Annotated in this window: 21 protein-coding genes; 9 read left to right on the forward strand and 12 right to left on the reverse strand. The window is 54.9% G+C overall.

All coding sequences use genetic code 11. The annotated features are described in order from the left end of the window. Nucleotides 1–335: 335 nt before the first annotated feature. Both RCI_RS10690 and RCI_RS17260 read left to right on the forward strand, forming a co-directional pair. A complete protein-coding gene (locus RCI_RS10690; RefSeq protein ID WP_012036451.1) occupies nucleotides 336–3134 on the forward strand; it encodes a chitobiase/beta-hexosaminidase C-terminal domain-containing protein in 2799 nt (932 codons plus the stop codon). A 284-nt stretch (nucleotides 3135–3418) separates the two neighbouring features. Continuing rightward, nucleotides 3419–3931: a hypothetical protein gene (locus tag RCI_RS17260; RefSeq protein WP_158308908.1), complete on the forward strand. Its 513-nt coding sequence runs from the start codon at nucleotides 3419–3421 to the stop codon at nucleotides 3929–3931. Nucleotides 3932–3973: 42 nt separating this feature from the next. On the opposite strand, the gene RCI_RS10700 is transcribed toward RCI_RS17260, so the two are convergent. After that, the gene (locus tag RCI_RS10700; RefSeq protein ID WP_012036453.1) at nucleotides 3974–4552 is read right to left on the reverse strand and encodes a M50 family metallopeptidase; all 579 of its coding nucleotides are present in this window, start codon (nucleotides 4550–4552) and stop codon (nucleotides 3974–3976) included. A gap of 244 nt (nucleotides 4553–4796) precedes the next feature. Here RCI_RS10700 and RCI_RS10705 point away from each other — a divergent pair, with 244 nt between their 5' ends. Continuing rightward, nucleotides 4797–5276 (forward strand): chemotaxis protein CheW, encoded by a 480-nt coding sequence (locus RCI_RS10705; protein WP_012036454.1) that lies wholly within the window; start codon nucleotides 4797–4799, stop codon nucleotides 5274–5276. A 280-nt stretch (nucleotides 5277–5556) separates the two neighbouring features. Here RCI_RS10705 and RCI_RS10710 read toward each other — a convergent pair whose 3' ends face one another. Beyond that, complete coding sequence (locus RCI_RS10710; protein ID WP_012036455.1) at nucleotides 5557–6081, reverse strand: hypothetical protein; 525 nt, start codon at nucleotides 6079–6081, stop codon at nucleotides 5557–5559. 172 nt (nucleotides 6082–6253) lie between these two features. Between RCI_RS10710 and RCI_RS10715 the strand changes: the two genes are divergently transcribed. From RCI_RS10715 to RCI_RS10725, 3 genes are all read left to right on the forward strand, one after another. Then, nucleotides 6254–7465 carry an MFS transporter gene (locus tag RCI_RS10715; protein WP_012036456.1) on the forward strand — a complete coding sequence of 404 codons (1212 nt, stop codon included), beginning with the start codon at nucleotides 6254–6256 and terminating at the stop codon, nucleotides 7463–7465. A gap of 155 nt (nucleotides 7466–7620) precedes the next feature. Continuing rightward, a complete protein-coding gene (locus RCI_RS10720; RefSeq protein ID WP_197535262.1) occupies nucleotides 7621–7935 on the forward strand; it encodes a HesB/IscA family protein in 315 nt (104 codons plus the stop codon). A gap of 250 nt (nucleotides 7936–8185) precedes the next feature. Continuing rightward, entirely contained in the window at nucleotides 8186–9163 is a 978-nt protein-coding gene (locus RCI_RS10725; protein ID WP_012036458.1) for an alpha/beta hydrolase, read from the forward strand. Nucleotides 9164–9227: 64 nt separating this feature from the next. Here the strand turns inward: RCI_RS10725 and glnA are convergent, their stop codons facing one another. Together glnA and RCI_RS10735 are read right to left on the reverse strand one after the other, a co-directional pair. Further along, on the reverse strand, nucleotides 9228–10670 hold the full coding sequence (gene glnA, locus RCI_RS10730) for a type I glutamate--ammonia ligase (protein ID WP_012036459.1): 1443 nt from the start codon (nucleotides 10668–10670) through the stop codon (nucleotides 9228–9230). A 196-nt stretch (nucleotides 10671–10866) separates the two neighbouring features. After that, complete coding sequence (locus tag RCI_RS10735) at nucleotides 10867–11853, reverse strand: transposase (RefSeq protein WP_012034999.1); 987 nt, start codon at nucleotides 11851–11853, stop codon at nucleotides 10867–10869. Nucleotides 11854–12045: 192 nt separating this feature from the next. Between RCI_RS10735 and RCI_RS10740 the strand changes: the two genes are divergently transcribed. After that, entirely contained in the window at nucleotides 12046–12477 is a 432-nt protein-coding gene (locus RCI_RS10740) for a hypothetical protein (RefSeq protein ID WP_012036460.1), read from the forward strand. A 28-nt stretch (nucleotides 12478–12505) separates the two neighbouring features. Here RCI_RS10740 and RCI_RS10745 read toward each other — a convergent pair whose 3' ends face one another. From RCI_RS10745 to RCI_RS10780, 8 genes are read right to left on the reverse strand one after another with little or no spacing between them, the layout of a single operon-like run. After that, nucleotides 12506–13000 carry a DUF7261 family protein gene (locus RCI_RS10745; protein ID WP_012036461.1) on the reverse strand — a complete coding sequence of 165 codons (495 nt, stop codon included), beginning with the start codon at nucleotides 12998–13000 and terminating at the stop codon, nucleotides 12506–12508. A gap of 1 nt (nucleotide 13001) precedes the next feature. Beyond that, nucleotides 13002–13442 (reverse strand): DUF7262 family protein, encoded by a 441-nt coding sequence (locus RCI_RS10750; RefSeq protein WP_048198482.1) that lies wholly within the window; start codon nucleotides 13440–13442, stop codon nucleotides 13002–13004. Next, nucleotides 13414–13971 (reverse strand): hypothetical protein, encoded by a 558-nt coding sequence (locus RCI_RS10755; protein ID WP_012036463.1) that lies wholly within the window; start codon nucleotides 13969–13971, stop codon nucleotides 13414–13416. Before RCI_RS10755 ends, RCI_RS10750 begins: the two co-directional genes overlap by 29 nt. Beyond that, entirely contained in the window at nucleotides 13968–14441 is a 474-nt protein-coding gene (locus RCI_RS10760; protein WP_148266598.1) for a DUF7266 family protein, read from the reverse strand. Before RCI_RS10760 ends, RCI_RS10755 begins: the two co-directional genes overlap by 4 nt. Continuing rightward, a complete protein-coding gene (locus RCI_RS10765) occupies nucleotides 14398–15147 on the reverse strand; it encodes a hypothetical protein (protein WP_012036465.1) in 750 nt (249 codons plus the stop codon). The genes RCI_RS10760 and RCI_RS10765 overlap by 44 nt, the downstream gene beginning before the upstream one ends. Then, a complete protein-coding gene (locus RCI_RS10770; protein ID WP_012036466.1) occupies nucleotides 15144–16037 on the reverse strand; it encodes a type II secretion system F family protein in 894 nt (297 codons plus the stop codon). The genes RCI_RS10765 and RCI_RS10770 overlap by 4 nt, the downstream gene beginning before the upstream one ends. Nucleotides 16038–16043: 6 nt before the next feature. Next, nucleotides 16044–16907, reverse strand: a complete 864-nt coding sequence (locus tag RCI_RS10775) for a hypothetical protein (RefSeq protein ID WP_048198484.1) — start codon at nucleotides 16905–16907, stop codon at nucleotides 16044–16046. Then, the gene (locus RCI_RS10780) at nucleotides 16894–18627 is read right to left on the reverse strand and encodes a type II/IV secretion system ATPase subunit (protein ID WP_012036468.1); all 1734 of its coding nucleotides are present in this window, start codon (nucleotides 18625–18627) and stop codon (nucleotides 16894–16896) included. The genes RCI_RS10775 and RCI_RS10780 overlap by 14 nt, the downstream gene beginning before the upstream one ends. Nucleotides 18628–18705: 78 nt before the next feature. Here RCI_RS10780 and RCI_RS10785 point away from each other — a divergent pair, with 78 nt between their 5' ends. Then, the gene (locus RCI_RS10785; protein ID WP_148266599.1) at nucleotides 18706–19245 is read left to right on the forward strand and encodes a hypothetical protein; all 540 of its coding nucleotides are present in this window, start codon (nucleotides 18706–18708) and stop codon (nucleotides 19243–19245) included. A gap of 178 nt (nucleotides 19246–19423) precedes the next feature. Beyond that, on the forward strand, nucleotides 19424–20371 hold the full coding sequence (gene mptA / locus RCI_RS10790) for a GTP cyclohydrolase MptA (protein ID WP_012036470.1): 948 nt from the start codon (nucleotides 19424–19426) through the stop codon (nucleotides 20369–20371). The last annotated feature ends 131 nt before the right edge of the window (nucleotides 20372–20502 follow it).

Consider the following 20502-nt stretch of genomic DNA (forward strand, 5'->3'; position numbering starts at 1 on the left):
TAGCATGCGAAATAAATCTAATATTATAATATTTTCTTTTTTAGGGCTGTGAGAAAGCTTATATTTATGTAGTTACTAATTGGTAATTACATAAATTCCTATAAATTTGGCTGTTACCATATGTGCGGTTGCTATCAGCAGGCAGTCGCATATGTTTCTTGTGACAGCTATCTTAAGATGTATATATTGGGGGGAACTATACGACAGCCAACATACTGGTTGGTACCTTAAGCAGGACACCGCAGGGTACCATCAAAAATAGTAATGCGGCCTATCGGCTATATTCCGATAGGATATGGAGGATAGCTGTCTTTACAACTATCCTGGTACTGCTTGTGATCGCGGCTTCAGCTTTGTTTGCCGCACCTGCGCTGGCAGACTTTCCAAAATCAAGCGACATACAGTTCAGCCAGTCTAACTATGACGTTTATGAACTGGCAAACGGGAATGATGTTACTGTACGAATTACTGTTACCATTAATGACCTGGACCTGGATGATGATGAGCGCTACAGGGTTCATATCAACACTGACCAGCGAACTGCGCTACGTGATGAAGATCGTTATGGGCAAAGAGATTACGTACCCTACTGGGAACATGACTATAGATATCTTGAGTTTACGAGCGCCGACAACGGGGCGATTGCCCAGAAACATTTCGACGTCACGGTACACAGTAATACCGTTGACGATGCAGCAACTGAATATTTCGTCGTAGAGATGCGCGGCTACTGGAAAGGCTACAAAACATTAATCGGTTGGATTTATCCTGACTATGATTCATTTAAAAATATCAAACGGTCAAATGTGACGATCTACGATGCCGATACAACTGCCCCAATCACGACTGCTACGGCCAGCGGCACTTCTGGTGCCAACGGCTGGTACACCAGTATCGTACAGGTGACTTTGACTGCCAGTGATGAGGACTCGGGAGTCGCCAACACCTATTATACCATTGATGGTGGCGCTCAGCAGACCTATTCTGCTCCGTTTACGGTCACCGATGGTACCCACACTATCCAGTACTGGAGCGTGGACAAGGCGGGGAACACAGAAACTGCTCAGACTCTCAATCTTAATGTTGACACCAAGGCCCCTGTAATTACCTCTGACAGGACTCCGGCTAATGCCAACGGCTGGAATAACGGTGATGTCACTGTGAGCTTCACGGCTACGGATGATGGCTCTGGAATCTCCGGTTCAGCATCCTACAGCCAGACCCTAACAGGCGAAGGCTCAAGTCAGTCGGTAGAATGGTCTGTAACGGACCTTGCCGGTAATACGGCGAATGCTACTGTTAGTAACATCAACATTGACAAGACTGCTCCGAGCATCACTGGTGCTGTTGACCGGGATGCGAATGCGAACGGCTGGTATAACGCTGATGTGACTGTTACCTTCACGGCTGGTGCTGACCTGTCTGGTATAGCTTCGATCACTGATCCGGTTGTTCTGGGCGAGGGTGCAGGTCAGTCTGTTACTGGTACTGTTGTTGACCTGGCGGGTAACTCTGCTTCGACTACTGTGAGCGGTATCAATGTTGACAAGACTGCTCCTGTACTGGTGAGCTCTGGTCCTACGACCTCACCGAATATCAACGGTTGGTATAACGGCGATGTTACTGTGAACTTTGTTGGTAGCGACGCCCTGTCGGGTATCTCTGGCAGCACTTCTGCAGATGTCGTTGTATCAACTGAAGGTGCGGATGAGGTTGCCTCGTATACGTTTACCGATAAGGCAGGTAATTCTGCAACGTTCTATGTGACTGGTATTAAGCTTGATAAGACCGCTCCGGTTATCACGACTGCCAGGACTCCGGCAAACGCAAATGGCTGGAATAACGGTCCGGTGACTGTGAGCTTCACTGCTACTGACGCAGGTTCCGGCATAGATGGCGATGCTACCTATGAGGAGACTGTGGCCGGTGATGGTGAGGATCAGGAAGCTTCATGGTCTGTTAGTGACTTGGCGGGTAACAGTGCTTCGGCTACTGTTGGCGGGATCAACATAGATACGGCTGCTCCAACCACCACGGATGATCTGACAGGCACACTGGGCAATGACGGCTGGTTCCTCACCGACGTCCACGTGACGCTCAGCGCCACCGACGGGGCCGCATTCCAGGCTGTGTCGGGCAGCGGGCTCCTGCTCCTGGCGGCCGGGAGTTCCGATGAGGGATCCTCCGGCATCGCCGAGATCTGGTACACCCTTGATGGGAGTGCACCAATCGCCTACCCGGATGGCGGGTTCGATGTGACCGGCAACGGCCAGCACGTCATCACTTTCTGGAGTGTAGACGCAGCAGGCAACGCAGAGGAACCGAACACCGACAACTTCAAGATCGACAAGGATGCCCCGGTCACTACATTTAGCGTAACCGGTGCAGAGGTGACTCTCGATGCCGCAGACAACATTGACGGCTCGGGTGTGGCTGCAACCTACTACACGCTCAATGGCGGACTGACGCAGACCTATATCGGCTCGTTCCCCTTACCTGACGGTACGTATACCATCGAGTTCTGGAGCGAGGACGTCGCGGGCAACGTGGAACTCCACGGTGACGGCTTGAACACTGAAACCTTCACGGTCGAGACTGTCCAGAGCTATACGATCCACCTACTGACGGGCTGGAACCTGGTGTCATCGCCACTGATAATTGAGCCGATGAGAGCTTCTGACATTGTAGGCAATGGCATTACCATGGTTGCGAAGTACAACAAGGACACTGGCGAGTTCACAATCTACTCGATGGAAATCAACCAGCCTGGCGATCCCGAAGACTTTGTGGTTACCAATGACGTTGGTTACTACTTCGCCGCAAGCCAGGATATGGATTACACATTTGTCGGTGTGTACGCGCCTGTACCCTACTCCATTGATGTACCCGGTGACAACAGATGGGACATCTACGGATGGACTTCTCTCCAGAGCTCAACCGCGTATGAAGTTGCTTCCCTCATGGATGGTATGCAGATGATCGCAGTATACAACCATGATACCGGCGGCTTCACTATCTTCTCGGAAGAGATCAACACTGTCCAAGATGCAGAAAATTTCGTGATGGGCCCCGGAGTTGGCTACTTCATCACATCTGATACGACGACAACTCTCGCATATGAGGTGCCAGTATGAAAATGAGAAAACTGTTAATTTTCAGCTTACTGCTGGTTTTATTAACCAGCAGTTTTGCCGCAGTTGCAAATGCACAGGTTCCATGCTTAGTTAAAGTGCATGTGACATACGATGGTTCTGGTGTCAGTGGTGCATCGGTATCGGATAGCAATGGCCACGGAGTATCCGACCGTGGAAACGGCCTTTATACATTCGCCGGTACTCAAGGGCAGAGTGGTACAGTATCTGCTTCCTATAACGGGCAGAGCGCATCTCAAGGTTATAACATAGGAACTGGCTCTGATGTGACGAGCATTGATATTTACATATCACTAAGCAGTCCGGCTCCGACTCCTACTCCGACTCCTACTCCGACTCCGACTCCTACTCCGACGGTGACGCCTACAGTTACTCCTACGGTTACTCCTACGGTGACGCCTACGGTTGCTCCGACCGTTACTCCAACTGCAACGCCAACGGTAACGCCTACGGTAACACCAACTGTTACTCCGACGATTACTCCAACAGTTTCTCCGACCAGCACCCCGGGCAACCCTGCATCTTACAACATCGAGATGATCAGGGTCACTGAGTACCCGAACGTTACTGCAACCCCGGAGCCGACCGTAGAGGCAACCCCGGCCCCGGCAACGCCGACTCCGACCATAGAGCCGACCGTTGCACCGACACCGACCCCGGTCCCGACGACCACGGCTCAGACGTCTATCGGTGACTACTGGTGGCTTCTGTTGCTGCTCATTCTTGTTGTTGCAGGTGTAGTAGGCGTCTACTATTACACCAAGAAGGGCGGAAAGTAAAAGTAAATAGGTATGCGGGGGCTTTTACGCCCCCCTTCTTTTTTATATCTCTGGCGCCGAATTTTTGGGGCTGTATGTTTTCAATCTTTTTTCGTAGAGCATGTACCACATACAAAGTGTGAGGAGGCAAGTGAGGCCTATAGAGATTAGGTAGCTCCATGGTCCTATACATTGCAGGAGAGTGGTCATGTCGGATCCGGGGTTGTAATTATTCAGGCTCTCAATAGTACGTAACCCTACCACGTATAAGGCGAGCTCCATTTTTAGATAATACAGGACTATTGTACCAGTTACTGTCAAGAGGATGCCGCCCAGCATCACTGTGCTGCTCTCGATACTGCCGGTGAGCAGAGTATAGGTTGTAGCGCCATTAAATCCTGATAAGCTGACATATAGGCTGCAGACTTTGGCACCACAACATATGGCGGCGAGGGCATGTCCCATCTCATGGATGCCGACGAACAGAACGTTAAACAGCCATATGAGAATAGCCGTAAAAATTATTTTTTGCAGTATTGCTGGCAGAGCCTCTATTCTGGCTATCTTATGTAATCCGTGAGCAGGCGTATTTGTGCCCTGATCTGCTGTATCCTGGACACCTGGATAAGGGGGGCTATGCACACAATGCTTTTTATTTTATTATATTTATATATTTATTATACGTTTTAAACTGTTTTCTAATCCCCTGCGTATCTAAGTTATCGTTATAGTTCCCTTGAATATGCTATTAGCATAATGTTTGCACGTGTTACCCGGAGCCCTGATAAGCTCATTTTGGCCATTGCTCTGTAATTACAGTTTGAATACAATAGCTATTTATTATCCGGCTCTAAATTTTACATCGTTCGTTATCAGGGGCGTTATTATGGCTGAAGATACTTCAATAAGCGGTGAGATGCAGCTCGTCATTTTTAAGCTTGGCACCGAAGAGTTCGGCGTAGACATATCTCAGGTCAGGGAAATCATACGGGTCGGAGAGATCACCCGGATACCCGGCTCTCCGAGGTACGTCGACGGCGTCATCAACCTCCGCGGCCAGGTCACCACTGTAGTCAACCTGCGGACCAGGCTCGGCCTGGATGGCAAGGACATGGACTCAAACGCCAGGATCATGATCATGGAAGTCAACAAAAACGTAGTCGGCGTCATCGTGGACTCGGTCACCGAGGTCAAGAACCTCGCCTCAGCCCAGATCGAGCCTCTCCCCCAGGCGCTGTCCAGCGCCATCAGCTCCGAGTACATCCAGGGAGTGGGCAAGATCGACAACAGGCTCTTAATCCTCGTAGACCTCAAGCAGGTCATCCGCGACGACATAGACGCAGTGGCTCATGGTGTTACTGCATAAGAGATCAACAAACTTTTTTCCTTTTAACCATCCTCGACTAGCTTGTGTACCACAGAAAACGGCACACCACAGAGGCACAGAGGTTCACAGAGTTACTGTTTACCACAGAGGCACAGAGGTTCACAGAGATGTATTTATAAATTGATTCCTATCCAATTATTCACTTAAATATCTCTGTGCGTCTCTGTGTTTCTCTGTGCCTCTGTGGTGAACCGTTTCTCCGTGAGTCTCTGTGGTAACCAGTTCTCCGTGGTCAGAAGGTCAACAGTCATCGGGAGAATTAGACTTGTATCATACAATTCACGAGTCTGTCTTTCTCGTCAAGGCTGGCGGTGATGTCCCGGGCTGCCATGATGATCTTGAGGATGTTGGAGCGGATCAAATGATCCTGGTCCATGCGCTGGAATTCCTGCATGAGATTGTACACGTTTTCGGCGTCGCCAAGCATCTGGAAGTCCAGCCTGATGATTTTGCCCACAATATCCTCTTGCGGCGTGTAGGCTTTGCATGCTGCTATCTTTGGGCTGGGCGGCTGCGAGAGCCTGATCCGGGCCTTTTCTATACTGGAGAGCATATCGGTGAACTCCAGGGCGTTCGAGAGGCGCATGCGGCTTTCGAGGCTGCTCCGTGCTCTGTCTGCTTCCTCCCTCGTCTTCTTCAGCTGCTCTGCGAGCCGTTCCCTGACCTGGCTGTCGGCTGCTTTCAGGTCGTCGATGCTGTCGTAGCCCCGGAAGCCTTCTATGATCCTCAGGATGCGGCTGAACGAAGGGTCTTTGCGTGACGTGCCGACGGGGAAATTGTACATGGGAGTACCTCTGCCAGCGTATCATTCGTGTACCGGAATTATATATTTATGCTTTTTTTATGATAATGGGCATGCACTGGCGTGATGCCCAAAACTATATGGGCTATCAACGCAAACAATTGATTATATTATTCACAGTAAAAAATTACTATAGCGCATAAGAGGCTTTATCGTGTCATTGCTTAACACTGATCGCTTTTCTAAGACACTGGCTCTACTCACCCTTTCGTTCGCGGGCTTCGCGGCGTCATTCACCGGCCACTTGATCGCATCTAATCTGGGTACCTACATGGACTCCTTCGGCTCCACGACCACCCAGATAGGCCTGGTAATCGGCTCGCTGGCCATCGCTGAGGTTATCTTCAAGACGCCGTTCGGGATTCTCGCAGACCGCTACGGGCACATGAAATTGATGCTCCTTGGATTCGCCGGGCTGATCGTTGTATCCGTGGTCTATCCTATGTTCCACGATCCGACCATCCTGTTCTCCATCAGGTTCATCCAGGGGATCGCCATCGGCGCATTCTCCACGACATCGGTAGCCCTCGTAGCCGATCTCTTCAAGGAGGGAAAGGGGAAAGCCATGGGCACCTACAATTCCATCAAAGGTGCAGGCTACGCTCTCGGCCCCATCGCGGGCGGCCTCATCATCCAGTATTTCCGGGATTTCAACATGATGTTCTGGCTCTGTACCGGGGTAGCGTTGGTCTGTCTGCTTCTGTCTTTTGCGTTCGTACGGGAAAGCTATAACCCAAAAGAGCACAAGCGAGTTCCTGTCGCGGAGATGATCAGGGAGGGTTCCCAGTCCGACTATCTGGCTTGCTACTTCATCGGTATGACCGGCATGCTGGTCTTCTACTCCATCATCTCTTTCCTGCCCATGTACGGTCTGCAAAACCAGATTGATACGGGCACTACCGGCCTTATCCTGGGAGTACAGGCCGTAATCTACGTCCTGGCCCAGTACTACTGCGGCAAAGCGGCCGATAAGTACGGCTCACGTCTGCCGCTGATGGTGGGCTCAGTGTTGCTGACTGTGGCGCTGTTGATGATCGCCCTCGTACCATCGGCCCCAATATGGTTTGCAGCCGTAGTCCTGTCTGGTATCGGTATCGCATCATTGTGGGTGGTATCCAACTCGTACCTCGCTTATATTGCGCCTGCCGCAATTATGGGTACGGTCATGGGCCTGTCCGGGACTTTCAAAGAGCTCGGAGACGGCGGTGGCCCGATCCTCGTGGGCTTTTTAAGCGACATCTGGGGCCTGAAAGCGGCCTTCATAGCATGTGTCGGCTTTACTCTGGTCTCCTTCTTGTTGTCCCTTCGCATCAGGAGCGAGCGCCGGGTTGCTCCGGAGGCAAAAGCTATAGCAGTTAACCGATAGCAGTGATAGCCTATACGACCAGGTGAAACGGTATACCGGCAGATGTTGCATCAATTGTCTGCCCGGCCCGAAGTGGCCGGGCCTCATTTTCTGCCACAAGCTATTTGTACCTAATATAAAAACTATAATCAGTAAAATTCAGGTGATATATCTTGGTGACAGTAACCGACAAGGCAGCATCTGAGCTGAAGACGCTGCTGGCCAATGAAAACAAGGCCGACCACATGATCAGGATCTACTTCGCCGGCGCAGGCTGCTCCGGCCCTCAGTACGCTCCCGCTCTCGACATGAACAAGACCGAGGACGACGTCACTACTAATTCTAACGGCATCAACCTGGTCTACAGCAAAGACCTCGCAGAAGAGCTCAAGGAGTTCCAGCTCGACTTCATCGAGACTCCGTACGGCTCCGGGTTCATCGTCAGGAACCCCAACCAGACCTGCGGGTCCGGCTGCAGCGGCTGCCATTAAATAAAGTAAAGTAAAGTAAAGTAAGATTTGCAACTCCGAAGGAGTTGCCTTATTTAAAAGTTTTTGAAAGGCTCACGGAAAACTTTTTGAAAAAAAGTTTTCCTGTGAATAGCCATAGCATATCTCTTCTTTTATGAATTAGTCTGCCTGGGGCTATGCCGTGTATTACCGTGAAATGATTTACCAGTACGCCTGAAAAAATTGTCTTTTATATATCCAGTATACGTTCACCATTGTGGAGGAATTTTGATTGAGCAGCGAAGCGGTCATTTCACCGGCCAGAGGCATTGAGCCGGACGTGAAGGCGTTTCTGAACAAGATCAAGGCTGCCGGAGGCCCGCCTGTCTACAGGATGTCACCCTCGGACGCCAGGATGGCGCTCACCAAAGTCCAGCAGGCCAGTAAGGTTTCATTGCTTCCGGCAGACATCGAGGACCTGAGCATTCTCGGGGGGCCCGCCGGGCAGGTCAGTCTCAGGATCGTCAGGCCCGAGGGCAGCAGCAAAACAACGCTTCCAGCTATCATGTACTTCCACGGCGGCGGGTGGGTAATGGGGGATAAGAATACTCACGACAGGCTGGTGCGGGAGATCGCTAACCTGACCGGTTCAGCCGTTGTTTTCGTCGACTACTCCCGATCCCCGGAAGCACGGTACCCGGTGGCTATTGAGGAGTGCTACCGGGCGACCGAGTATATGGCGGAAAGCGGCGACCAGCACCATATCGACGGTTCTCGCCTGATCGTGGCAGGAGACAGCGTCGGCGGAAACATGGCAGCCGTAGTCCCGATGATGGCCAAGCAGAGGAAAGGCCCGACGATCAGCCTGCAGGTAATGTTTTACCCTGTGACCGACGCAGGCATGGATACGTCTTCGTACCGTCAGCTTGCAGATGGCTACTGGCTCAGCCGGGAGGCGATGAAGTGGTTCTGGGATCAGTACCTGCCCGACAGGGCTGCGAGAAGACAGCCGCTGGCGTCGCCCTTGCAGGCATCTGTGGATCAGCTGGAAGGCCTGCCGCCGGCAGTTATTATCACAGAAGAGTTTGATGTGCTGCGGGACGAGGGCGAAGCTTATGCCCACAAGCTGATCGACGCGGGAGTTAAAGTTACTGCAGTCAGATGCCTGGGAACGATCCACGACTTCGTGATGCTCAATCCTCTGGCCCATTCGACAGCCACCCGGATCGCGATCGATCTGGCATGCAGCGCAATTGTTAGTACAAGATGACGGCCCGCACGGAGAGGCATCTTAAAAAAAAATAAAAAAAGTGAAGCTATACACTATGACGCCCTCAGGCGTCATAGTACAGATATAATTCGTATGGGTGGGGCCTCATGCGGACGTGGTTAACCTCGTTTAAGCGCTTGTACTCTATCCAGGACTCGATGAAGGCCTCGGTAAAGACGTTGCCCTGGGTGAGGAACTTGTGGTCCGCCTCCAGTGCGTTAAGCGACTCTTCCAGGGATCCCGGCACCGACTTGATCTTCGCCTTCTCCTCGTCCGACAGGTGGTAGATGTTCTTGTTGAGCGGCCCGAAGCCTGCCTCTGTGGGGTCGATCTTGTTCTTGATGCCGTCGAGGCCTGCCATGAGCATGGCCGAGAAGGCGAGGTACGGGTTGCTGGTCGCGTCGGGCGGCCTGAACTCGATACGCTTGGACTTGGGGTTGTTGTTATACATGGGGATCCTGATTGCAGCGCTCCTGTTGCTCTTCGAGAAGACCAGGTTGACCGGGGCTTCGTAGCCGGGCACGAGCCTCTTGTAGGAGTTGGTGCTCGGGCTGCAGATGGCCAGCAGGGCTGGCGCGTGGGTCAGCAGGCCGCCGATGTAGTACAGAGCGGTCTGGCTGAGCATAGCGTAGCCGTCCTTGTCGTAGAAGAGGGGCTTGCCGTCCTTCCACAGGCTCTGGTGGACGTGCATGCCACTGCCGTTATCGCCAAACAGGGGTTTAGGCATGAAGGTCGCAGTCTTGCCGTTCCTGGCAGCGACGTTCTTGACGACGTACTTGTATTTCATGACCTTGTCTGCCATGCATTTGAGCCTGTCGAACCTCATGTCGATTTCCGCCTGGCCGGCGGTCGCGACCTCGTGGTGGTGGAGTTCTACCTGAATGCCGACTTCGTGCATGACGCCGACCATCTCGTTCCTCATGTCTGTCTGGGTGTCCGTGGGAGAGACCGGGAAGTAGCCTTCCTTGAACCTGACCCTGTGGCCGAGGTTGGGGACATGGTTGGCGTTTGAGTTCCAGATGCCTTCGTTGGAGTTGATCGAGTAGCTGGTGCCTCTGTACGGGGACATGACGTCGTACTGGACGTCGTCGAACACGAAGAACTCGAGCTCAGGGCCCCAGAAGCTGGTGTCTGCGATGCCTGAGTCAATCAGATACTGCTCTGCTTTCCTGGCGATGTACCTCGGGTCGTTCTCGAAGTTCTTCAGCGTGCCGGGCTCCTTGACGTCGCAGGTGATGGAGATTGTCTTCTCCTTGATGAACGGGTCGATGAAGGCGGTCTCCGGGTCGGGCACGAGGATCATGTCGCTCTCTTCGATGCCCTTGAAGCCCCTGATGCTCGATCCATCGAAGCCGCTCCCCTCTGTGAATATACTTTCGTCCAGCTCGGCGATCGGGTGCGTCTTGTGCTGCCAGATGCCGGGAACGTCGATAAACTTGTAGTCGACGTATTTGATTTTTTCTTTCTCGATCAGGTCGAAAATCGCTTTGATCTTATCCGAAGGCAATAGTATTCCTCCACCGCTCACGATAGTTCTTTATGGTCGGAAGCATCCTTCCTACTTAGAAGTGCATTGCCTTGTGTTAGTATATAAATGTTTCTGTCAGTTGTGTTTATTCCTAAAGAGTAGTTCGGGTTCTTCGTTATCGGTCCGTATACTATAAGGAGAAATATTGCATTTAATCAAGAGACTTTTGCATAATTCACTCGATGATCGTTGTCCTGGGGTTTGCTCCCTGTTTAACCTGGTAGAGTACTTGTATCTGTCGTGCTATCAGGGTGAGTCCGGTCTTTACAGTAACTCGAAGGATTCCGGTAGTTTTTACTCGTTTTAAGGTGAGGTGCTCTTTCAACAGGTAGTTCGTGTACTCGCAGTGCATCCTGTTTTTATATAATTTGTTCATGGTGATGTCGTGGAAGGGGATGTACTCCTGTATTCGGTACCTGGGTAGCTCTTTCTTCGTGTTCCGCCGGTTAACTCGGTTGATCAATGGTATGCCGATCGGGTATATGCGTTCCAAGTGCTCTTTAGAGTCATAGGCAATGTCAGCGAACAATCCCTTAACAAGGAGTATGCGACTGCCCATTTTCCTCTGTAATGGCAGTAGTTGTGTAGTGTCATGCATGTTGGCAGGAGTGACAATACTGCAGATCGGCGCCAGTGTAATCAGATCGTAAAGTAAGTGGATTTTGTACCCGTAGTACATTTTATCATTGATGTGATCGTACCCCCATGAGGCCTCAGGATCACTCCGGGTGAACGCAGGGAGGCTGGTACTGTCTACCCCAACCATGCTCATGAAATCCGGGTTTTTCTTCCAGATCATGCTTGTCAACAGGACCATGATCCGGTCGGTGTCTACCTGGTCTTTGAATCTGCTGAACGTGCTCTCACTAGGTAATTGGTCGAAGCCGAGAATCCGCATTTTATAATTGTCGCCCTTGAGTATTCTTACTAGTTCACTGACACTCGAGAGATTTGCCAGTTCCATGTAGAGAAGTGCTCGTAGCAAGGCGATCCGACTGTACTGGGGAGGCCTCCCAATCTTATTATTCTTCTCGAGGTATCGGAAACGCTGCCAGTCAACCGCTTCCAGCATCATGAGCGGTATGTCAGAAAGTATTTTACAATGGCAATCGAAGCAAGAAACGGGCATCTGCCAGCCCGTACCAACGTTTTTACTATGCATAAAAACGCCAACGGCTGCAATGCCCATATACTTGTTATCGACTTATGCAAAAGTCACATTTAATCAAGAAAATAAGTCTGGGGCTGGCCTATAAGCCAAACCGGTCGCTAATCATGCCCTTATTGCCTAACAGACACCAGTTGTACGAGAAAAGATATATACTTTTATCATTCTGTCTACCTAAGGGAAAACATGAAAAACGACAGGCGAATTAAGGTCGACTTCCCGGACGTTGATCTATCCATGGCCGACATTTCAGCGGAATACCTTGATGCTGGGAGGTCCATAGTGGCCGACGGGAAGGTGCAGAGCATCGACGACTTTGTCAGGAACCTCGAGGAGTACAACCGGCTTCAGTACCGGCTTCTCGAAAGGACTAAGCAGCTCTGTAAGTCCATGGAGCAGATGGTGGATAACGACTTTGTCGTCGTTAACGATATGAGCTCCCTGTTCGAAGACATCGACAGGATCACCGAGAGGATGGACCACATGATATACTTCGTCCCCCGGGACGAGGTGCTTCAGGTACTGGAGGACTACCTGTCGCTTCACCAGCGCCTGTTCAACAAGCCTATGTTCTTCGTGGAGTCCGGCTGGGATAACCTGCCGAGGTACGAGTGCTAGCTGCCCGATAATGTGTTAAGCATCCTGATCACCAGGCCACGAGCCTGGTAGCCTCATAGTTGGCCGACCTGTCATACAGCCTGACGTCGTAGCCGCAGCCGACGATTTTTACTCCTGCGCCCGTCCGGCTGACAAGTACGCCTCCGATGCACTCTACTTCTCCTGGCGAATATCCGGAAGCGAAGGGGCGGGCTGCAGAGTCGTTAAAGGTGAAGGAGTAAGCGATGCCTCGCCGCTGGAGGTTCTTTTCCATTCCTGCCAGCGCATGAGTTGTCGTCGTCCTGAACTCGTTTGCCGCTTCATATCGCCGGTCCCACGAATACCCTGCAGTGGCTGCCGCCGCATACCATCGTATGCAGGCATCCTGGGCCCAGAGCACGTTCTCAGCCTCCTCCGTAGAAGAGGCATAGCCAGGCATGGCAGCCGACTCCCGCACGCTGTTAAGGCAGAGCACTATCAGTATCAGGAATATGCAGGTGATAACGGCTGACAGCAAGATCATCTGGCCATCCTCTTCTCTCATCCTACGCCCTCCAGACTATCAGCCTGCATTCGACTATCGTGTTAGTCTCCGGCACGAACGCCTGAAATGGCCGCACAAATTTGGGGGCGCAGTCGGGCGGAACATCCCCCGCATCCCCGAAAGGCGTCGTGAGGAAGAACCTGCTCCCCGGCGGCAGCATCGTCCTGATATCAGCCTCCAGTTCGGGCGCCCGGGCCTCCCAGTCGTCCCTCGAAGTGATCACATGGGCGAAGTCCGGGTGTCCGGGCAGGTTGCCCCTGTGCTCCATTATGTTCAGCAAATCAGAGGACATGATCCGCAGGTCGTCAGTATCCGCCGGCGGTTCGGCAGGCTGCATATGCACGATGAGTGCGAGAGCGGAGATGAGGAGGACGGCGGCAAAGGCTGCCTCAACCGTGTATACCGCCCCGGCCTCAGAAGTCCGCCGCCCGGGTGCCGGCATGTTCCCTCCATAACAGCACGATCAGCTTTCCGCTTCTCTCCACCCCGTCAGGCTGCCTGATCAATACCAGCCGGGTCGACTTGACCACGTCCAGCGTCCCGTCGTCCACCACGTACCCGGACGCAACCGATATCGACCCGTCGTCCGTCGAAACTTCTATCCTGATGCCGTAGGTGTTCTCCGAGTCGTCCAGCGCCAGGTGTCTCCCCAGCTCAGTGGCGTTGAAGAAGCTGAGAGAGTACACTTTCTCGGAGGAGAGGATGCACGGGGAGCCGTCAGACAGGCCTATGATGGTCGCTCCCCTGGCCAGGTCCGGGCTCAGGTGCCAGCCATTGGGAGCCCCGGGGCTCTCGACCAGCGTGTCCCCGATTCTCTCCGCGAGGGGCTTAAGCCCGACGGAATACTGGTCCGTATACTCTACGGCAAGCGTGCTCATTGTAAACAATACCGCTGCCCCTATCCAGGCTATCAGGATGCCCAGCGCGATTACGAGGTCGAGGCTGAAGGCTCCTCCCGAATCATTTCTCATGACAGCGTCACCATCCTGGCCCCCGTGTCATAGGAAATGCGCAGCTCGCCCTGATCACTTGCCGCGAAACCTTCTATGCGAACCCCGTCAGCCCGCAGCTCAAGTGGCGTCTCGTATTTCTGCGGCTGGCCTGTCCTGCTTACCATCACGATCAGGTGGCGGCCGTCGGCAGACGGGTATATGACGTATGGCTTACCGCAGATGTCCGGGGGAAGTTCGAGGGTTATGTGTGCTGAGGCAGTGCCGTCTCCGGCTGCACCGCAGATGGCCGCGCTGACGGCGGATGCGATATTTTTCGCTACAATGGCTGTGGCGTCGTTTTCCGCCGTGGCCGCAGCCATGCTGAAAGCGGCGAACAGGGCAAGAAAGACGGTGAGAGATACGCCGAGGAGCAGGATATACTCGGCCATGGTGGCGATACCCCTATCAAAGTATTTCGACTTGCAGCTCAGCTGTTGCGAGGCGTACATGGCTTATCCCTCCTCGTGATCCTCTGACGCTGTCCGGGCCCGTCGTTACGGAAAAGCCCTGAGCTTCGAGTACCTGTTTCCACCCGTCTGTGCTGTCTGTCCTGACCTCGACTGTGACCTGCTGTCCCGGCGGCACCGGCCACGAGAAATCGTCCCGGGACTGGCACCGGAGCGACAGCACGACGCTTCTGCCCTGGGGGATGACGGCGGTGTCTGCCGACAGGCAGGGTATGCTGAGGTATAGCGATGTCTGGCCGCCGGGGGAGGAGGCGGTGAAGATCGCAGGCTTCTGTTCTGCCTTTGATATGCCTCCATCCTCGACAAAAACCCCTCCTCCTTCCCAGCCTGACGACCTGAACGCGGATCTGAGGCTGATGCTTCCCGGGCGGAGGGTGGTCAGCTCAGTGCCACCGGACCATATGGTGATGGCGTGCCAGTCGTCATCCCCGTCCAGCAGGACCAGATCGTAGCCCTGTGGAACTATCATCTCCAGGGCTTCAGGGTATTCGTTGCTCGAAGCTACCGATCGTGCAGCGGCCGTTGAGAAGGCCTGCATAGAGGTGGTGGCTTCTTCCAGCCCGGCATATCGGACGCTGGCCGCTATCAGGTCGCCCGCCCCTGCTGACACGCCGATGGCGGCGATCATGACTACGCCGGCCAGTATAGCGTAGCCGAGCAGCTCCGAGACACCGTAATGGTTCTTCATGGCATCAGCGCCTCCATCAGGTTAAAGCCCGGAAAGACGACCGCCTCGAACACGATGAATGCCAGCGTGACCAGTATGGCTGCGTCCTTGAGGCCCCCGAAGGCAGAGCAGTCTCTCATCTCTCCGATAATGAGTCCTGAACAGACTGCCACCGATATGGCGAGGAAATAGTAGGGGAGGGCGAACTCCCGCGGGCTTTCCATGCCGCCATAGTCCCCACCGGACAGCGCTTTCAGCTGCTGTGACATGGGGACCAGCGAGGTGATGCAGAGCGAGACCACGAGCAGCAGGATGATGGTGGTCAGGTACATGACGACAACTGCCGCCAGCAGGCCTGACCGGCGCTCCTTTAGCAGTGACATGGACAGCCGGCCGTCTGCTGCGACCATCTTCAGGATGCCTTCCAGGTCCGAGCTGGAGGTGAGGGCCTCGCAGATCACTGCCACTGACCTGCTGATGTACGCGTTATTTACCCTGGCGGCCATCGCTTTCATGGCGGCGGCGAGGTCGAGCCCTTCGTCCTCTACCTCTGAGAGCACCCGGCTCATCTCGTCCGACATCGTGCCGTAAGATCCTGCAGAGACTCGCTTGAGTGCCTTGATTATCGAGCCGCCTGCCCCGATGTACTCCGACAGGTCGTAAAAGAGCTCCGGGGCCCGGGTGTTTACTTCGCTGTCGTATGATGCCGTGATCCCGTAGGCGATCGCAGCAGGCACCAGCGTCCCCATGATCAGGACGTACGCGATCACGTCTGCGGGCTGTGACAGCAGAGCGGCTGCCACGGCTGCAGTAGTGCCCAGCAGCGTCGCCGCGAGGAGGATTCTGCCCATGCCCGCCGACTTGAGCGCCGGGCACAGGTCCTCTGCCTGGAAGCCTTTAAGGATGTTCACGGCCGCTCACCCCTCCGGAGAGGCGGCTTTCAGCGCTCTCGCCATTATGAAGCTGCCCAGGGGTACGATCACTATGGCGTCGATCCAGACGAAGGCGTTCCCTGCTACCATCCCTGTCATGTTGAAGACCAGGTTGATGATCGCTATGAAGATCGAGGCGATGCCGATCACTGACAGGTACACGGAGGCCATCCCCTGCACGGCCTCGTTATACCGGCGCACGTCCGCCATCTTTTTCTCGGCGAGCGCCCGGTACCTGCCTTCCAGGTATTCTTTCAGCAGGCCGCCGCTGCTGTACACCGCGGTGATGCCGATGAGCAGTTCCTGCCAGAGCATGGAGGGGGAGGTCGCCTGTGCTTTGCGCATGGCGGAGATGACGTCCATGCCGTCCTCCTCGATGAGGGCGAGCACGTATGTGGCTTCCAGCGCCAGCTCCTTGCCATATACGTCGGACAGGTTGGAGAGGTTGCTGAAGATCCTCCTGATGGGCACGTTGAAGCTGGCCATTGCCAGCATGAGGCCGACCGCGTACACCAGCGTCGAATCTATCAGTGCGCCCCTGTAGTCCTTGAAGGAGGATACGGACCACAGCCTGCCCAGAAACACTGCCGGAGCCGCGAGGGCTGCTCCTGCCACCGTATACGCGAGCGCCTGCGCCGCATCAGCCCTGGTTGCCAGGGCGACCGCCGCTCCTGCGATGAGGACCAGACAGGATGCCGCTGCAGCGTAAATACAGGTGTGATACACGTAGTCGCCGAACTCCCGGTCGAGCCGGCATTTCTCGTAGGCGATAGCGTGCTTTCCCATCTGCCTCGACTCCGACAGGCTCCGGGAAGCCCGCCTGATCACCCCGATCTCAGGGAAGGACATCACTCGTATCGCCTCCTGCCGCCGGGTGAGCGGAGATGTAGTCCAGCAACCTGCGACGGTTCCTGCGGAACGCTTCCGCCACCTTTCGCACTCCATCGTCGCCGCTGACCGAGTTGCGGGCCAGCCACCGCAGTACTGCTGCCCGCTCGGCGATCTCTGCGATGAGCTGCTCTTCGCTCCAGCCTCTGTATTCCCTGATTCTTTCGAGTACCGCGGACCTTGCCGGCCTCATCTGGACCGAGTCGGTGCCGGGGTCCCATTCGAAGACAGTGTTGATCTGGAGCCTGTCGTCCTCCACGCCTGCCACTTCGCTGATGGCGAGACATCGCCTCGCCCTAGTTTCACCGCCTCCTGAAGGCAGGACTACCATGGACAGGGATACGCAGATAGACAGGCTTGCCGCTACGTACGGCGATATGCTGAAGGGCTCATGAGTAAGACGGTTGAAGAAGCCCCGGGCACTGTCGGCATGGAATGTCAGCAATACCGTATGCCCGGAGTTGATGCCATGGATGGCTGTGCGGGCGCCCTCCGGAGTCCTCACCTCTCCCACGATCACGTATTCGGGCCGCTGCCTGAATGCGGTGACGAGAAGGTCGAACTCGGTGATGGGCGACTCGCCGGTCTCACGGGTGACCAGCGCGGTCCAGTTCCGGCTGGACAGGCGTACTTCCCGGGTGTCCTCGATGGTGACGACCTTGTTGCGGTCGACGATGAAGGCGGCCACCGCATTGAGGGCGGCGGTCTTTCCGGAGGCAGTGCCGCCGATGAAGGCGGTGCTGCACCTGTTCTCCATCGCCAGCCACAGGAAAGCCAGCGCCTCGGGGGAAAAGGTGCCGTGGCGTATCAGTTCGGCTGCGCTGCGAGCCCTGTTGGCCAGCCTTATGGAGAAGGTGGTGCCCCCGGAGCTGACTTCCCGGTACAGGGTGGCGTTCAGTCGGGAGCCGTCGGGAAGGGCGACGTCCTGTATGGGGCGGGCTGCGCTGATGGATTTGCCTCCACGCTGGACCAGGTACATGACGAAGTCGTCCAGCTCTTCCTCTGAGGTAAATGTTACATTGCTGGGGATCGACTCGAACTCGGGCAGGTACACGTAAACAGGCTGATAGTAGCCGTTGCAGCTCACGTCCTCCACGTTCCTGTCCTGCAGCAAAGCGTGGATCTTCTTGTAGCCCCAGAAGTCCCGCTCGATGTAGTACAGGAGCCGGTCTCTGGATGCTCCCCTGACTCCCCGGGAGGTACACAGCTGGTCGAACTTCCTGAGGATCCTTTCCCGGCCTCCGATCCGCCTCATCATGGCCAGCTCGGACCTCGGTTTTTTGTGCAGTTCGGCAATGATGTATTCGTACGCCTCTTTTTCTGCAGCAGTAAGCCGGGGCTCGATCAGTTCGTACCTGTACTGGCCGGCCGCCCGGTCCCAGAGCACCTGGGCAGTGCAGAGCGTGCCCACTTTGTAGCTCCTGATCACTTCGGTGCCCGACCCTTCTTCCGGCGCCGGGGCGGCCGGCTTTTCCGCTGCGACCGGGCTTTCATCGTTCTCCACCCACGCTCTCTCCCCGGAAACTGCAGGCATGTCGACGCCGTCGTCGACCGATAGCAGCCCCGCTGCTGTCAGCGGGCCTTCGCCGGCAGGCTCTCCGTTCATCACCGTCTTCCGGGCGCAGACGTCATCGTCGTCGACCGACAGCAGCATTTCTCTGGATAGGCTGTTCATATGCATACCATACTATTTTTCTACAAATTGTAATTAAGTGTGGCATATGTTATTTATACTTTGCTGAAAATAAGTATGGACAGCATGGAACAGGGACACGTAAGGCGAACCTTCGAAGCGGTGGAGAGGGACCTGGCAGAGTCCGGGAGCGGTATGAAGGTGCTCGGCATCGTGTCGGGCAGGGATTGCTATCCGCCTGGCGAGGATGCCTTGAGGCTGGCTGACGACTGCCGGGCGCTGGGCATCGACGTGCTCTCTGCGGAAGATGGCGATCGCAGGCTGCTGGTGGCGGGCCAGGTATACTCGGATGTATACGCAGTCGTCCTGCTGCCCCCCGGCTTGCCGGCCGTGGCTGCGGCCCGGCACTTACAGCGCCTGCTGGCCGCAGACAGCCTTCTCCGGCCTGAGGAACGGCTGCTGCCTGCGAGCGAGGTACTCTCTTTACTGGGACGGTGGGAGTGGCAGGTGGCGGTGATCTTCGGCCCGGCTTTCGCGGCGAAGGCGGTCGAAAAGGCCTGTGCCGGCCACGATTGCGGACGGATGACTTCCCGGGGCATCGGCGAGGTGCGCCGGTGCCTCGTCTCGGCGACCGGCGGCTCGATCGATTTCACAGAAAGTACATAAACGAAGCGGGAATAAGTCCTGATCGTGCGCCAGCATCGCCGTAAGTCGATTTTGAGCGGCTGGCGCCGCACGGCCGGCGATGAGCGGATTCCCCTCGGCTCACCTCGTCCGTGCGATCCTCGATCGAGCATACGGTAAACCTTATGCTACTACAAGACCCTAATGAATACAATCCCTGGTGAAATTCGTGCAACTCCCCGACGTTCAAGCAAGCAATCCGGATGTGATGGTCGGCCTGACACGCGTTGGCGTGACCGAAGTCAAAAAGATGGTGGAGATCACCCGGAGCGACAAGAGACCGATTATTCTGATTCCTACCTTCGACATTTTCGTCGACCTGCCCTCTTATCGAAAGGGCGCGAACCTGTCCAGGAACCTTGAGGCCATAGACCGGACGCTGGAAGAGGCGCTCAACCAGCCGGTGTACCGGATCGAAGACCTGTGCGTAGACGTGGCGAAGCGGCTCCTCGAGACCCATGAGTACGCTTCCAACGCGGAGGTCAGGATGCATGGCGAGTACATGATGAAGAAGAAGTCGCCGAAGACCGGCCTCGAATGCCAGGAAGTCTACGACATCTACGCCGATGCCATCGTAGTCCGGGGCGGCATCATTCGCAAGACGATCGGCGCCAAAGTCATCGCCATGACAGCGTGCCCGTGCGCCCAGGAGATCTCCAAGGAGACCGCGTTCAAGAAGCTGGCAGCGCTCGGCGTGGCCGACAACGTGATCGCAGAGTTCCTGGATGACATGCCCATGCCTACCCACAACCAGCGGGGCGTCGGCACCATCAAGATCGAGTCCGGGAATGACGTGAAAGTGTCAATAGAGGCGATCATCGACATCATCGAAAATTCCATGAGCTCCCAGATGTACGAGCTGCTCAAGAGAGAGGACGAGCGGTACGTAGTCCATTCCGCCCACAAGAACCCCAAGTTCGTGGAGGACTGCGTGAGGACAATGGCCAAGAACCTCGTCCGGAAGTTCCCCAGCCTGCCCGACGATGCGGTTATCACCATCGAGCAGGTCAACGAGGAGAGCATCCACCGCCACAATGCCTTTGCAGAGCGGATGGCTACCTTCGGTGAGCTGAAAAAAGAAATGCTGAGCAACGGTCCTGTTCTATAGGGCCGGAATCCTTTTTTCTATACCTTTTTAGATTCCCGAGACTTGCATGAAACTGATTACGGTTAGCCTTATCCATCGATCGCAGGCAGCATGATAGTGAATATCATATTATGGTATAGTCCCCAGGCACA

Source organism: Methanocella arvoryzae MRE50, assembly GCF_000063445.1.
GTDB lineage: Archaea > Halobacteriota > Methanocellia > Methanocellales > Methanocellaceae > Methanocella_A > Methanocella_A arvoryzae.